A 13,946-nucleotide genomic window follows, 5' to 3' on the forward strand; every position below is an offset into this window, starting at 1 on the left:
ATATTATAACACATTTTATTGCAAAAGCAATCTTTTTTTGATAAACTAAAGAAAAAAGAGGACTTATGTTTACAACCATTCGTACTATAGGGGCAATTACACGCACCATCCAGATGGACTCCAATCGCTATTTTAAAGAAATGGGGCTCAATAACAATCTTTTCATCTACATCATCCGTATCTGTGAAACACCAGGGCTCTTTTTAAATGAGCTGGCAGATAGCATTCAAATTGACCGAACAACTAGCTTTCGTGCCGTGCAAAAATTGGTCAAGCAGGGCTATTTGACTCTTGAAAAGGACGCTCACAATCAGAAAATCAAGCGTATCTACCCCACACAAAAGAGCCTAGACATCTATCCGAAGCTCCACGCCTATGAACAGCAGCAGTCTGATAAGCTGCTCAGCCATTTGACGGATGAGGAAAAAGAAGCCCTCGAGCTTCTCCTTGCAAAGTTAACCTATTAACCGCAAAAGTGCCATGGCAAGCACACCGACAAGGACGGATAAGAGGATGTTTTTATAGCGAACTGCCACCCACAAGGTGGGAATAACCGCTAGAAAAGTCAGTATATCAAGACTAGGCAATTGCCCGACCTTCTCAGTCATGACACTTGAGAGCAGCAAGGCAAAGATGATAGAAATCGGCAGATAATCTAGAAAGCGAATAAGGCTATCTGGCAACTTTTGATACTTGGTCAATAGAAAGGGCGCTACTCTCGGCAACCAGGTGACCACTGCTGATAAGAGAATAACGACTAAAACCTCACTCGACACGCTCATGATAAGACACCCCCACAAAACAACCAATCAAGGTCGCTAAAAGAACAGCCATGGACTCAGACACCAGACTGGCTAAGATAAAGTAAGAAAGCGCAACAGCACCTAAAACAGCTACAATCTTTTTGATCGTCGTCGTGATAACGATGGCTTCAAACTGTGCAGCAAAGATTGCCACAAACATGGCAACTAAGGCAAAGTCTAGCCCAAACTGCTCTGGATTTGGGATGTATTGTCCCAAAATCGTGCTGATAAAAACAGACAAGACCCAAGTGATGTAGCCCGTCACATTGTTGCCGTGCATCCAGATAGGCGCTATGCGTTTTTGGTGCGTGTAAGTATTGAGCAGAACCCCGTAGCTCTCATCTGTTATCAAAGAGCCGATAAAGATACCGTCTAGTAGCGAGGCTTTCTCAAAAATCGTCGTCGCATGAAGGCTCATGAGAAAATTGCGCAGATTAACCAAAAAAACGGTCAAGACGATAGAGGACACCGGGGCATGTGCTGCAAGCAGTGCGCACATGATGAACTGCGCACTCCCTCCATAAACGAGAGCGCTCATCAAGCCCATCTCAAGCGGGCTTATACCAGAGCTAGCGCCTACAACACCACAAGCTATCCCAATACTCACATAGCCTAAAGCCGTTGGAAGAGACGCTTTCACACCTTGATTGAACGTTAATGCTTCCATTTCTTTCCTTTCTCAGAATATTTCGTCTATTATAACATAGAGTGTTACTGATGTAAACACGCTAAAAGCCCTTTCACCTAAATGTGAAGGGCTTTCGTCTTTAGTCTAGGCGCTCAAAGGTCAAACTTGGTTTAGCATTGAGAGAAAGGGGGGCAAGATTTCCTTTCTTGTACTCAACAGCAGCTGCTAGGGCAATCATGCCAGCATTGTCCCCACAGAGTCGCAGCGGAGGAATGACGACATCAATATCTGTTATCTCTTGCGCTAGGCGCTCTCTCAAGCCTTGATTGGCAGCGACACCACCAGCAACCACCAAGGTTTTAACAGGATAATCCTGCAGCGCTTTCTTAGTCTTTGCCATCAAAATATCAAGCACAGCTGCTTGAAATGAGGCTGCTAAGTCTTCTTTAGAGAGCTCCTCACCTTTTTGGCTAGCATTGTGATGGAGATTGATAAAAGCTGACTTGAGCCCAGAAAAGGAAAAGTCAAGATTATTTTCTTTAAGCATAGCACGTGGAAAATCATACCTGTCCACGCCTTGATGAGCTAACTGGTCAATCTCACGTCCTGCGGGATAAGTCAGCCCCATGACACGACCAACCTTGTCATAAGCCTCACCAACCGCATCGTCACGTGTCTCACCGACAATCTTGTAGTCACCCTCACGCTCGACATAGACAAGCTCGGTGTGCCCGCCACTCACAAGGAGCGCTAGAAGCGGATAACTAAGCTCTTTTTCGACTCTTGCTGCCATGAGATGTCCAGCCATGTGATTGACAGGAATCAGTGGCAGATGATTTGCCCAAGCAAAAGCCTTGGCAGCTGACAAGCCCACAAGGAGAGCCCCCACAAGCCCCGGTCCATAAGTCACAGCAACCGCATCCAAGTCACAAGCTCTAAGCCCAGCCTCACTCAAAGCGTCTTGAAAACAAGTGGTGATGACCTCGACATGATGACGACTCGCCACCTCAGGCACGACCCCACCAAAGCGCTTATGACTCTCCACTTGACTGGCAATAATGTTACTTAACAGCTCAGTGTCATTTTTGATCACCGCAACGCTAGTCTCGTCACAAGAACTCTCAACAGCTAAAATATAGCGATCTTTACGCATGTTTTCTCCTCATCGTTTCATAATAATAGCGTCTTCAACTGGATTATGATAATAGTTGCGACGCTTGCCAATCACCTCAAAACCTGCCTTCTGGTACAAGGCTTGTGCACGGCTATTCGATGCACGCACTTCTAAAAATATCGGGCAGGCAACGTTAGCTAGTTTTTCCAGCAAGAGCTTGCCATAGCCCTTTTTTTGATAGGCTTTTTTGATGGCAATATTGGTCAACTCGCACTCACCCACCAACTGCTGTAGCGACAAAAAACCAACGATTACCTTGTCTTCATAAACAAAAAAATAATCCGTGTCAGGCTTTGTCATATCTGCTAGAACCTGCTCATAAGTCCAAGGTGAGCTGTCGTAAACGTCTGTTAGCACCTCAAAGACAGCTCTAGCTCTTTCTTCCTTACACACGTTTGACATAGTGGGTGTTCTCTGATTCTGTGTGGTCTTTGAGCCAATTTTCCTCAGCTTCGACACGTTTCAGGTACTGTGGGACAAAGGCATCCACATCAACGGGTGAGAGCTGACTGCCTAAACGTCCAATCAAAACAGCTGACGGCAAGGTCTCTGTTATTTGCGCTTCTGGAAGAGCTTTTGCTATCTGCTCTCTAAAGGCGTCGACTTCCCCTACAAAGTGCACTTTTTCCTCGTCTTTTAGACTTGAGAGCACATCGCTAAAGGACATGTAGGCATCTTCTCTTTGCGCTTTGCCATTGCGGTAAAAGCCTGCATAGACATGCTGACGTCTCGCATCTATGATAGGCACGATAAGCTCATCTGCCTTCCCACAAGCCGTAAGCGCATAAAGACTAGACACTCCAACTAACTCAATACCTAGCGTATAAGCCAGCGTTTTAGCGGTTGCAACAGCCACACGTAAGCCCGTATAAGACCCAGGACCCTCTGCCACAACGATACGCTCCAAATCTTGCGGCTCTAGACCTACAGACGCCATTAAAAAATCGATGGTCGGCATGAGGCTGATACTATGATTTTTTTTGATGTTGATAGTCGTCTCTGCCAGCATGGACTCATTGTCCAAAATAGCGACAGATAAAGCTTTATTAGAGCTATCAAAGGATAAAACTTTCATGATTAACTTCCCTTACACTTGATTGTCTCTATTATTTTATGATATAATTGGGATAATTGCAACGAATCAAGGTGAAATCAACTACTCCATTTCTTTATTTTATAGATAGCTATCAAGTCCCTCTTGGGGCTTGATAGATTTGTAGTAGCTTGATGAACCGTTTTGATATTAGAAAGGATTGACATGATTTACAAAGTTTTTTATCAAGAGTCAAAAGACCGCAGCCCACGTCGTGAGCAAACAAAAGCCCTTTACTTGGACATTGATGCTTCAAGCGAACTTGAAGGACGTATCATCGCTCGCAAACGTATCGAAGAAAACACTTCTTACAACGTCGAGTTTATCGAATTATTGTCTGACAAACATTTAGAATACGAAAAAGAAACCGGCGTTTTTCAAATAACGGAGCTCTAATATGTCACAAATACATTTAAAACCAGAGGAGGTCGGAGTCTACGCCATTGGTGGTCTAGGGGAAATCGGTAAAAACACCTACGGCATTGAGTATCAAGATGAGATTATCATCGTAGACGCTGGTATCAAATTCCCAGAAGATGACCTCCTTGGGATTGACTATGTCATCCCGGATTACTCATATATCGTTGAAAACCAAGACCGTATCAAGGCTCTTGTCATCACGCACGGTCACGAGGATCACATCGGTGGTATTCCATTTTTACTCAAGCAAGCTAATATCCCTGTCTATGCTGGACCGCTAGCGCTAGCGCTTATCCGTGGTAAGCTAGAAGAGCATGGGCTTTTGCGTGACGCTAAGCTCTATGAAATCAACGCCAATACTGAGTTGACCTTTAAAAACTTGAGCGTTACTTTCTTTAGAACGACCCACTCTATCCCAGAGCCTTTGGGTATCGTGATTGACACGCCTCAAGGAAAAATCGTCTGTACAGGTGACTTCAAGTTTGACTTTACACCAGTTGGTGAGCCAGCTGATCTTCACAAAATGGCTGCGCTGGGCGAGGAAGGCGTCCTCTGTCTCCTATCAGACTCGACCAACGCTGAGATTCCAACCTTTACCAATTCGGAAAAAGTCGTTGGACAGTCCATTATGAAAATCATCGAGGGCATCCACGGGCGTATCATCTTTGCCTCTTTTGCGTCAAACATCTTCCGCTTGCAGCAAGCCGCTGACGCTGCGGTCAAGACAGGACGTAAAATTGCTGTCTTTGGACGCTCTATGGAAAAGGCGATTGTCAATGGTATTGAGCTTGGTTACATCAAAGTGCCAAAAGGGACTTTCATCGAGCCAAGTGAGCTTAAAAATTACCACGCCAGCGAAGTGATGATTATGTGTACCGGTAGCCAAGGGGAGCCGATGGCAGCTCTTGCCCGTATCGCAAACGGCATGCACCGCCAAGTCTCACTACAGCCTGGGGACACGGTTATCTTCTCATCTAGCCCTATCCCAGGAAATACTACAAGTGTCAACAAACTTATCAACACCATCCAAGAAGCAGGTGTTGAGGTTATCCACGGTAAGATTAACAACATCCACACCTCTGGACACGGTGGTCAGCAAGAGCAAAAACTCATGCTGCGCTTGATTAAGCCAAAATACTTCATGCCTGTTCACGGTGAGTACCGCATGCAAAAGATTCATGCCAGCCTCGCTCAAGACGTCGGTGTGCCAAAGGATAATATCTTTATCATGGAAAATGGTGACGTGCTTGCCCTCACTAAAGATAGCGCACGCCGTGCTGGGCATTTCAACGCCCAAGACATCTATGTTGATGGTAATGGTATCGGTGATATCGGAGCTGCTGTCTTGCGTGATCGCCGTGATTTATCAGAAGATGGTGTCGTTTTAGCGGTTGCTACTGTCGACTTCAAGTCTAAGATGATTTTAGCAGGTCCTGACATTCTCAGCCGTGGTTTCATCTACATGCGTGAGTCTGGAAGCCTCATCAGAGAAAGCCAACGCATCCTCTTTAATGCCATTCGGATTGCTCTTAAAAATAAAGAAGCCAGCATCCAATCGGTCAACGGTGCCATTGTCAATGCTCTACGTCCCTTCCTTTACGAACGTACAGAGCGTGAGCCTATTATCATTCCTATGGTATTGACACCAGATAAACCACAACCACAAAAAAAGACCTCAAAACCACATAAAAAAGCAAATAAGAAAAAACAAAAATAGCAAGAATTACTTGCTATTTTTTTGAACCTAGATATAAAATCCTGTCACAAGCACTAGCAATTTCCAAGTCATGCGTAACCAGTACAATGGTTTTTCCTTGTTCTTGCAAGGTCTTTAACAAAGACATAACCAAGTGTTTATTGTCCTCATCTAAAGAACCTGTTGGCTCATCCGCTAAAATCAATTGACTCGGTTTAATCATAGCACGTGCAATAGCGACTCTCTGTTGTTCTCCTCCAGATAATGTCGCTACAAAATCTTTTTCTCGATTAGGTAATCCAACTTTATCAAGTGCTTGGGCAATTCTTTCTTGTTTTTGACTTTGAGATAACTTTTCGTATCTCAGAGCCAATTCCAAATTTTTCTTTATAGTCGCATTATCCATCAAGGCAAAATTTTGAAAAAGATAACTAATATCATAGCGTATTATTTTTTGAGCACGCATGGTATTGGCTTTGATATTTGTCATTTGCTTAAAAGTATAATTTCCCATATAGTCACTATCTATAAGCCCTAAAATATTAAGCAAACTTGTTTTTCCACAACCACTAGGTCCAACTATTGCCAACATTTCTCCAGATGTAATAGTAAAAGATAGGTCATCAATAACTGTTCTTGTGCCATAACGCTTTGTTAAATGTTCAACTGTTATCATATTACACCTCTCTTTAGATTATCTGCTAACTGTTTTTTCTCACTGCGACTTATTAGTAAAATAAGGACAATAAAATCAAAAATACTATAAAGTCCAAATAATTCTACAACTGCAAAACTTGGCGACAGGAATAATAAAGCACAGATAGGAATACAATAACTCGTTATAAGTATTGTGATTAAAAGTTTGAACCTATCATAAAGTCGCCATCCCAATAAACGTGTTGTATTGAGATATTGGTGCTTGCACCGCAATAAAATAGTTGTTAGGAAATAGGAAACAACTAGGTTTAAAGCGACAAAAATACTAGCTAAGCCCAAAAGATTTTTCAGACCATCTTCCAATGCTGAAATATTTGTCTGTGCAATACTTGATAGAGAAGACCACTTAATATCAGTCCCATCATTTATAGATGTGACTATATGTTTAGCTTTAGCAATATTTTGACTGCTACTTGTAAACTTGATAGGACTGTTAAGACCAGTTGTTGACAAATAGGCTGCCTCTTCATACGCTAAATTATCAGTAACTAACAAGAAAATCGGATTGGTAACTTGTTGATTAGATAAATCATTAAAAGAAAAGACTTTCTTTTGCTGTGCATAATAGTCTATCTTCACAGATACACTTGCTTTTTCCTGTTGCTCATAAGCTAACAAGGAAACTGCATATTGGCTCAATTGTTTTTTGATATTCTCTTCTTGTGATTTAAGACTTTCTGGGAGTAAAAAAACTCTTGTATCTGTTTTATCATTATCTACAGATAGGCCAATATGTTGTAAATAATTTTTATTAACAGACATGATAGGAAGCTTTGACGAAGATAACTCATCATAGCGAATATAGTAAGCACCTACCTCTTTTTCTAGCGTCTTATAAAGTTCTGCAAAGTAACTGTTAAACACTTCTTCGTTACTCATCATCGCATTATTCAACTGGTCGCTTAACTTATAAGCGTCTATCGTTACAAGGTTAGACGCATACTGATGCCAAACAGTATACTTATCTCGTGCAGACTTTAGGTCTTTTAGGGTTGGGATAGCTATCAAACTAGAGAAAGCAACAACGCCAATCATAAACAGTTTAACAGCATAGCCAACATATTCTCCAACTTTATAACCATTAAAACCACTTAACATAGCAGAGATTGTGATGGTTTGAATAAAGGAGAATACAAGTAAGGTCAGTAAAGCGAATAAAAGAAGCACTATAAATTGACTCCATATTAAGCCCATCATATAATATTGTGGCTTTGCTTTTAGAAAACTACAACAAAAGTCAATAACAAGGCTTGTTAGAATCAAGGTTAACACTTGTGGCTTAAGATAATCAATGAAGATACCAAGATTACTATAACCAAGTGTTTTCATAATCCCAATGGCTTTCATTTGCGTTAAAGGATAGATAAAAATACCAAGTAAAAGAACAACACCTAAAATGACCAAAATGATGACGGTGATAATCACTTGTTGATTAACATAACCCACTTTTATAAAGGTTCTTTGTTCAGTCAACTCCTTAGTAGTCACTCCTAAAAAAGTTGAAATATCATTTAAAATATCTTCTTTAGAGTAGGATGACGTCGAAGTTATGGTGTAACTCCCATTAGTAGAGTTGGCTTGATTCTTGAAATAAGATGACAATTGCTGAAGTCGAACTTTCTTGGCATCTAGAAAAACAGAAATAGTGCCTATGCGCCTTTTTAGTGGTTCATTGGTGTAAATGCCATCAGGATATTTATCAAAGTCAAGATGAGTTAGCCCAAAATTAGATACAGGAAAAGTCGCCTCATCAAAAACACCCGATTTAATAACAGTATCCTCTTGACTATCTGTTTTGACAATTGACACATGATAACGTTTAGCTAATTGCTCAAAAAAAGTTAATAACTCTTCTTGAGATTTACCACTATCTCGAATATAGAAAGACGTTGTATAAAGTGTTGATTCAATAGCATTAACACGTACCATCTCTTGCGTTTTGAAAAAGTTAGTCACTAAAAAACTAAGGCAAGCCATAATGGTTGCTAAGATAAGAAGTAAGGCTTTCTTCATCGCTCCCCTCCTTAGATAGTCTAAAAAGTCACCTCACTATTAACACTCACTTTTAAATCCCTGTGTTAATGGAGGTGACTTTGCTTTTAACCTATCTGATTATTGATTTTAAAATCCATAAAAGTATTCCAAGCCTGTTGGTGGGATTTTACTAAGTGAAGAGCGTGCCCAGTTGCCAGCAGCTGCACGTTGACTATTGATATAACCTGATTGACTGTTACGAACACTCGCCTTATGTGAACGGCTAGGATGATGGTAGTCTGAAAAACCAAAGGTTCCATTCCAACCAACACCATAATAAACATCCTTTTTTTAAAATATTATACATCAAAGAAAATAAAAATATTTAAACATCAACAGTGAATTTTGGAAAAACCTCCTCTTAACACCTTCATTATATCATGAAAACGCTTTTTGTAAAGTTTTTTTAAGAAATAATATCAAAAAAAGATTGAAGCCTTTGATTCAATCTTTTGTATTTTAATACAAGTCTAAATAGTTATCGATTTCCCATTGTGAGACAAAGGCAGCGTAGCTTGCCCACTCGATACGTTTTGCTTCAAGGAAGTTGGTTGTGATGTGGTTACCAAGTGCAGCTTTAACCACTTCGTCTTCCTCAAGAGCTTTAAGAGCGTTGTGAAGTGTTGATGGGAGGTCTACGACACCAGCAGCTTTACGCTCAGCAGGTGACATCACGTAGATGTTAGACTCAACTGGAGCTGGCGCTTCAATTTTATTTTTAATACCATCTAGTCCAGCTTCAAGCAAAACAGCAAGCGCTAGGTATGGGTTAGCTGTTGGGTCAACTGAGCGCAACTCAAGACGTGTTCCCATGCCACGAGAAGCAGGTACTCGGATAAGTGGTGAACGGTTACGTCCTGCCCATGCGATGTAAACAGGGGCTTCATAGCCAGGAACCAAACGTTTGTAAGAGTTAACCGTTGGGTTCATGATAGCTGTAAAGCTGTAAGCATGCGCCATCAAACCACCCAAGAAAGCGTAAGCTGTCTCAGACAATTGCATACCACGAGGATCCTCAGGATCGTAAAAAGCATTGTTGCCTTCTTGGTCAAAGAGAGACATGTTACAGTGCATACCTGAACCGTTGATACCAAATTTTGGTTTTGCCATAAAGGTTGCATACAAACCGTGTTTACGAGCGATAGTCTTAACAACCAGCTTAAAGATTTGGATATTGTCACAAGCCTTCAAAACATCAGCATACTTAAAGTCAATCTCGTGTTGACCGACAGCCACTTCGTGGTGACTTGCTTCCACTTCAAAGCCCATTTCTGTCAAGACATTAACAATCTCACGACGTGTGTTGTCCGCAAGGTCAGTTGGTGCCAAGTCAAAGTAACCACCTCTGTCGTTCACTTCAAGCGTTGGTTCACCTTTTTCATCCAATTTAAAGAGGAAAAACTCTGGCTCTGGACCAAGGTTAAAGGATTTGAAACCAACTTCTTCCATGTGTTTAAGGGCACGTTTGAGGTTTCCACGAGGGTCTCCTGCAAATGGCTCACCCTCTGCTGTGTAAATATCACAAATCAAGCCTGCCACAGCACCATTTTCACCACCCCAAGGAAAGACTGTCCATGTGTCCAAGTCAGGGTAGAGGTACATGTCAGATTCGTTGATACGAACGAACCCTTCGATAGAAGAGCCATCAAACATAGCTTTGTTTGACAAGACCTTATCTAGTTGCTCTTGTGTTGCTGGAATTTCAACATTTTTAAGTGTTCCTGCAATATCTGAAAACATCAAACGCAAAAAGGTTACGTTTTTTTCTTTTACTTCACGACGAATGTCTGCTGCTGTGATTGCCATCTTCTCTCCTTAGATTTACTGCACTAACGCCTAAAAGCGGCCTTTACCAATGGTTTGTGAAGGAGTCGCAAAGCGACCTTGATTTTGGAGTTCATCACGTAAGATACGTCTGACGTCCTCGTCTGTCAGAGCCTGTTGCTTTTGCAAATTGCGATCCTTGCGGTCAGCATACTCCCGCTTGATTGCTGCAATATTAAGCCCCTCATCCAGAAAGTCTTTGATCTCTAGCAGACGATCCATGTCATTTAATGAGAACATGCGGCGATTTCCAGACGTTCTCTCTGGGGAAATCAAACCCTGATCCTCATAGTAACGAATCTGCCTAGCCGATAAATCTGTTAACTTCATGACAGCACCAATGGAGAAAACTGCCATACTACGACGTAATTCCTTACCTTTCATGATGTCCTCCTTTCACTACTTCATTATAAAACCTTTATGGCATTCTGTCAAGACTTTATGTTATATTTTATAACATCATTTTTCTTTGGTTTTCTTTTTGAGAAATCGCTGGCGCAACCAGTCCACATCGGTATTGACCAAAGTAGCAATAAAAACCCCACAGAAGGTCTCAAAGACCCTCGCAAAAACGTATAAAATGGTATTCCCCGTTGGAATAGAAAGTGTGATGATGAGTAGAGCAGCTACTGCTCCGATGACACCAGATTTATTGTCAATAGCGACATTGATCATGATACAGAGCATGGTTAGTATCGGGACAAAAAAGAGCGTCACCCAGAAAGCTTCGTGAAACCAAATCTTGAGGAGAAAAAAGATTAAAGCCAAAAGACCACCAATGCTATTGCCAACGATACGGGACACTCCAAAGTGAATGCTCTTATCAAAATCCTCACGCAAGCTAAAAACAGCCGTCAGAGCACCAATTTGCAAGCCCTCCCAATCAAAGAGATGAAAGACCAACAGAACAATAAAAACAGCAAGTCCAGTCTTGACCGTCCGCATGCCTAGATGAAACTTATCAGGAGAAAACTTGTATTTTTTTAACATAAATAATCCTAACCTTTTTGATTAGTTCTATTCTAACATAACTTGACCAAAACAAAAAGGCTATTTCCCACAAGAAAAAGAGTTGCATAAGCAACTCTTTTAACTTATCTTATTTGTCTGTAAGGGCAGCAAGACCTGGAAGTTCTTTACCTTCAAGGAGTTCCATAGAAGCACCACCACCAGTAGAGATCCATGAGAACTTATCTGCACGACCAAGGTTGATAGCAGCTGCAGCTGAATCACCACCACCGATGATTGATTTTACGCCTGGTTGTTTAACGATAGCGTCCATCACACCGATAGTACCAGCTTGGAAATCAGGGTTTTCAAAGACACCCATAGGACCATTCCAAACAACTGTTTTAGCACCAGTCAATTCTTGGTCAAATTTAGCGATTGATTTTGGACCGATATCAAGACCAAGGAAACCTGGGTCAACAGCTTCGCCTTCAGTATCTTTCACTTCAGTGTAGTCTGCAAAAGCGTTTGCTTCTTTAGAGTCTACTGGCAAGATCAATTTACCGTTTGCTTTTTCAAGAAGAGACTTAGCCACATCAAGTTTGTCTTCTTCAACAAGAGAGTTACCAATTTCGATACCTTGTGCTTTGAAGAAAGTATAAGTCATACCACCACCGATAAGGACTTTATCAGCTTTTTCAAGCAAGTTTTCGATAACACCGATCTTGTCTGAAACTTTTGAACCACCAAGGATCGCAATAAATGGACGAACTGGGTTTTCAACAGCTTCTTTGATGTATGCAATTTCGTTTTCAAGAAGGAAACCAGCTACTGCTTTATCAACGTTAGCTGAGATACCTACGTTTGAAGCGTGTGCACGGTGAGCTGTACCAAATGCGTCGTTAACAAAGATACCATCACCAAGGCTTGCCCAGTATTTACCAAGTTCTGGGTCGTTCTTAGATTCTTTCTTGCCATCAACATCTTCAAAACGAGTGTTTTCAACAAGAAGAACATCGCCATCTTTCATGTCAGCGATAGCAGCTTCTAATTTTTCACCACGTGTAACACCTGGGAAGATAACTTCTTGACCAAGTTTTTCTGACAAGTCAGCAGCTACAGGTGCCAAAGATTTACCTGCTTTGTCTGCTTCTTCTTTAACACGTCCAAGGTGTGAGAAAAGAATAGCACGTCCACCATGCTCAACAATGTATTTGATTGTTGGAAGAGCAGCTGTGATACGGTTATCGTTAGTAATAACGCCATCTTTCAAAGGAACGTTAAAGTCAACACGAACGAGGACTTTCTTACCTTTCAAATCCACGTCTTTAACAGTTAATTTAGCCATTAGTAAAGACTCCTTATAATTTTTTCTACCGTTTTATTATACCATATTTTTCACAAAGTTTCTAAAAAGAATATAGAATAAAAAAAGAAACCAGAGAAAATCTCTGGCTTCTGCTACTAGCAAAAATTATTTAGCGATTTTTGCGAAGTATTCAAGTGTACGAACAAGTTGTGAAGTGTATGACATTTCGTTGTCGTACCATGAAACAACTTTAACCAATTGGTGTCCGTCAACAGTTTGAACTTTAGTTTGAGTAGCGTCAAACAATGAACCGTATGAAATACCAACGATATCAGAAGATACGATTTGGTCTTCGTTGTAACCGTAAGATTCGTTTGAAGCTGCTTTCATAGCTGCGTTCACTTCTTCAGCAGTAACTTCTTTGTCAAGAACTGCTACCAATTCAGTAACTGATCCAGATGGAACAGGAACACGTTGTGCAGCACCGTCAAGTTTACCGTTCAATTCTGGGATAACAAGACCGATAGCTTTAGCAGCACCTGTTGAGTTAGGTACGATGTTTTCTGCAGCAGCACGTGCACGACGAAGGTCACCACCACGGTGTGGACCGTCAAGAGTCATTTGGTCACCAGTGTAAGCGTGGATAGTAGTCATCAAACCTTGTTTGATACCAAATGCATCGTTCAAAGCTTTAGCCATTGGTGCAAGACAGTTTGTAGTACATGAAGCACCTGAGATTACTGTTTCAGTACCATCAAGGATGTCGTGGTTAGTGTTGAAAACGATAGTTTTAACATCGTTACCACCTGGCGCTGTAATAACAACTTTTTTAGCACCGTTTGCGTGCAAGTGTTTTTCAGCTTTTTCTTTAGAAGCAAAGAAACCTGTAGCTTCAAGAACGATTTCTACACCGTCAGTTGCCCAGTCGATTTGTTCTGGATCACGTTCAGCAGAAACTTTAACGAATTTACCGTTAACTTCGAATCCACCTTCTTTAACTTCAACAGTACCGTCGAAACGACCTTGAGTTGTATCGTATTTCAACAAGTGTGCAAGCATTGCTGGATCTGTAAGGTCGTTGATACGAGTTACTTCAACACCTTCAACGTTTTGGATACGACGGAAAGCAAGACGACCGATACGACCGAAACCGTTAATACCAACTTTAACTACCATTAGTGATTTCCTCCTTATGAAAATCAATTAAATAATATTTTTAAGAGAGATGAACTCTCAGACAATGTGAAAAGATTAACTTGACTGGTTATGCAAGTCCTTTCAACAATTCATATTATATACT

General features: G+C 41.2%; 15 protein-coding genes and 1 pseudogene. 3 read left to right on the plus strand and 13 right to left on the minus strand.

Annotation, left to right across the window (positions count from 1 at the left end; genetic code table 11):
* The first annotated feature begins 65 nt into the window (after positions 1 to 65).
* The gene (locus tag G5B60_RS09590) at positions 66 to 467 is read left to right on the plus strand and encodes a MarR family winged helix-turn-helix transcriptional regulator (protein ID WP_164683794.1); all 402 of its coding nucleotides are present in this window, start codon (positions 66 to 68) and stop codon (positions 465 to 467) included.
* Here G5B60_RS09590 and G5B60_RS09595 read toward each other — a convergent pair.
* From G5B60_RS09595 to tsaB, 5 genes are all read right to left on the minus strand, one after another.
* Complete coding sequence (locus G5B60_RS09595) at positions 456 to 782, minus strand: AzlD domain-containing protein (RefSeq protein ID WP_164683795.1); 327 nt, start codon at positions 780 to 782, stop codon at positions 456 to 458. The genes G5B60_RS09590 and G5B60_RS09595 overlap by 12 nt on opposite strands.
* Positions 766 to 1,470 carry an AzlC family ABC transporter permease gene (locus G5B60_RS09600; protein WP_164683796.1) on the minus strand — a complete coding sequence of 235 codons (705 nt, stop codon included), beginning with the start codon at positions 1,468 to 1,470 and terminating at the stop codon, positions 766 to 768. The genes G5B60_RS09595 and G5B60_RS09600 overlap by 17 nt, the downstream gene beginning before the upstream one ends.
* 100 nt (positions 1,471 to 1,570) lie before the next feature.
* Positions 1,571 to 2,584 (minus strand): tRNA (adenosine(37)-N6)-threonylcarbamoyltransferase complex transferase subunit TsaD, encoded by a 1,014-nt coding sequence (gene tsaD, locus G5B60_RS09605; RefSeq protein ID WP_164683797.1) that lies wholly within the window; start codon positions 2,582 to 2,584, stop codon positions 1,571 to 1,573.
* 9 nt (positions 2,585 to 2,593) lie between these two features.
* Positions 2,594 to 3,007, minus strand: a complete 414-nt coding sequence (gene rimI, locus G5B60_RS09610; RefSeq protein ID WP_164683798.1) for a ribosomal protein S18-alanine N-acetyltransferase — start codon at positions 3,005 to 3,007, stop codon at positions 2,594 to 2,596.
* On the minus strand, positions 2,991 to 3,683 hold the full coding sequence (tsaB, locus tag G5B60_RS09615) for a tRNA (adenosine(37)-N6)-threonylcarbamoyltransferase complex dimerization subunit type 1 TsaB (protein ID WP_164684275.1): 693 nt from the start codon (positions 3,681 to 3,683) through the stop codon (positions 2,991 to 2,993). The genes rimI and tsaB overlap by 17 nt, the downstream gene beginning before the upstream one ends.
* A gap of 180 nt (positions 3,684 to 3,863) precedes the next feature.
* Here tsaB and G5B60_RS09620 point away from each other — a divergent pair, with 180 nt between their 5' ends.
* The gene (locus G5B60_RS09620; RefSeq protein ID WP_115271070.1) at positions 3,864 to 4,094 is read left to right on the plus strand and encodes a DNA-dependent RNA polymerase subunit epsilon; all 231 of its coding nucleotides are present in this window, start codon (positions 3,864 to 3,866) and stop codon (positions 4,092 to 4,094) included.
* A gap of 1 nt (position 4,095) precedes the next feature.
* The gene (rnjA, locus tag G5B60_RS09625; protein ID WP_164683799.1) at positions 4,096 to 5,835 is read left to right on the plus strand and encodes a ribonuclease J1; all 1,740 of its coding nucleotides are present in this window, start codon (positions 4,096 to 4,098) and stop codon (positions 5,833 to 5,835) included.
* A gap of 13 nt (positions 5,836 to 5,848) precedes the next feature.
* Here rnjA and G5B60_RS09630 read toward each other — a convergent pair whose 3' ends face one another.
* The 8 genes and pseudogenes from G5B60_RS09630 to gap all read right to left on the minus strand — a co-directional run bounded on the left by G5B60_RS09630 (position 5,849) and on the right by gap (position 13,822).
* On the minus strand, positions 5,849 to 6,490 hold the full coding sequence (locus tag G5B60_RS09630; protein ID WP_164683800.1) for an ABC transporter ATP-binding protein: 642 nt from the start codon (positions 6,488 to 6,490) through the stop codon (positions 5,849 to 5,851).
* Positions 6,487 to 8,544: a hypothetical protein gene (locus tag G5B60_RS09635; protein ID WP_164683801.1), complete on the minus strand. Its 2,058-nt coding sequence runs from the start codon at positions 8,542 to 8,544 to the stop codon at positions 6,487 to 6,489. Before G5B60_RS09635 ends, G5B60_RS09630 begins: the two co-directional genes overlap by 4 nt.
* Before the next feature lie 108 nt (positions 8,545 to 8,652).
* Positions 8,653 to 8,835 (minus strand): annotated as a pseudogene (locus G5B60_RS09640) (lactococcin 972 family bacteriocin); the annotation flags it as partial.
* A 189-nt stretch (positions 8,836 to 9,024) separates the two neighbouring features.
* Entirely contained in the window at positions 9,025 to 10,371 is a 1,347-nt protein-coding gene (glnA, locus tag G5B60_RS09645; RefSeq protein ID WP_115271074.1) for a type I glutamate--ammonia ligase, read from the minus strand.
* 30 nt (positions 10,372 to 10,401) lie between these two features.
* Entirely contained in the window at positions 10,402 to 10,773 is a 372-nt protein-coding gene (locus tag G5B60_RS09650) for a MerR family transcriptional regulator (RefSeq protein WP_115271076.1), read from the minus strand.
* A 75-nt stretch (positions 10,774 to 10,848) separates the two neighbouring features.
* Positions 10,849 to 11,379, minus strand: coding sequence for an FUSC family protein (locus G5B60_RS09655; protein WP_164683802.1), 531 nt, complete (start codon positions 11,377 to 11,379; stop codon positions 10,849 to 10,851).
* Between the two features lie 109 nt (positions 11,380 to 11,488).
* A complete protein-coding gene (locus G5B60_RS09660) occupies positions 11,489 to 12,685 on the minus strand; it encodes a phosphoglycerate kinase (RefSeq protein ID WP_164683803.1) in 1,197 nt (398 codons plus the stop codon).
* A 126-nt stretch (positions 12,686 to 12,811) separates the two neighbouring features.
* On the minus strand, positions 12,812 to 13,822 hold the full coding sequence (gene gap / locus G5B60_RS09665; RefSeq protein WP_115271082.1) for a type I glyceraldehyde-3-phosphate dehydrogenase: 1,011 nt from the start codon (positions 13,820 to 13,822) through the stop codon (positions 12,812 to 12,814).
* Between the last annotated feature and the right edge of the window lie 124 nt (positions 13,823 to 13,946).

Source organism: Streptococcus hyointestinalis, from assembly GCF_011039275.1.
Taxonomy (GTDB): Bacteria; Bacillota; Bacilli; order Lactobacillales; family Streptococcaceae; genus Streptococcus; species Streptococcus hyointestinalis_A.

Bases quoted from the DNA above. Each gene is read 5' to 3' on its own strand.
- G5B60_RS09620 (WP_115271070.1), top strand. From the start codon at position 3,864: ATGATTTACAAAGTTTTTTATCAAGAGTCAAAAGACCGCAGCCCACGT.
- G5B60_RS09635 (WP_164683801.1), bottom strand. From the start codon at position 8,544: ATGAAGAAAGCCTTACTTCTTATCTTAGCAACCATTATGGCTTGCCTT.
- gap (WP_115271082.1), bottom strand. From the start codon at position 13,822: ATGGTAGTTAAAGTTGGTATTAACGGTTTCGGTCGTATCGGTCGTCTT.
- G5B60_RS09595 (WP_164683795.1), bottom strand. From the start codon at position 782: ATGAGCGTGTCGAGTGAGGTTTTAGTCGTTATTCTCTTATCAGCAGTG.
- G5B60_RS09590 (WP_164683794.1), top strand. From the start codon at position 66: ATGTTTACAACCATTCGTACTATAGGGGCAATTACACGCACCATCCAG.
- rnjA (WP_164683799.1), top strand. From the start codon at position 4,096: ATGTCACAAATACATTTAAAACCAGAGGAGGTCGGAGTCTACGCCATT.
- G5B60_RS09660 (WP_164683803.1), bottom strand. From the start codon at position 12,685: ATGGCTAAATTAACTGTTAAAGACGTGGATTTGAAAGGTAAGAAAGTC.
- G5B60_RS09600 (WP_164683796.1), bottom strand. From the start codon at position 1,470: ATGGAAGCATTAACGTTCAATCAAGGTGTGAAAGCGTCTCTTCCAACG.
- G5B60_RS09630 (WP_164683800.1), bottom strand. From the start codon at position 6,490: ATGATAACAGTTGAACATTTAACAAAGCGTTATGGCACAAGAACAGTT.
- G5B60_RS09655 (WP_164683802.1), bottom strand. From the start codon at position 11,379: ATGTTAAAAAAATACAAGTTTTCTCCTGATAAGTTTCATCTAGGCATG.
- tsaD (WP_164683797.1), bottom strand. From the start codon at position 2,584: ATGCGTAAAGATCGCTATATTTTAGCTGTTGAGAGTTCTTGTGACGAG.
- rimI (WP_164683798.1), bottom strand. From the start codon at position 3,007: ATGTCAAACGTGTGTAAGGAAGAAAGAGCTAGAGCTGTCTTTGAGGTG.
- glnA (WP_115271074.1), bottom strand. From the start codon at position 10,371: ATGGCAATCACAGCAGCAGACATTCGTCGTGAAGTAAAAGAAAAAAAC.
- G5B60_RS09650 (WP_115271076.1), bottom strand. From the start codon at position 10,773: ATGAAAGGTAAGGAATTACGTCGTAGTATGGCAGTTTTCTCCATTGGT.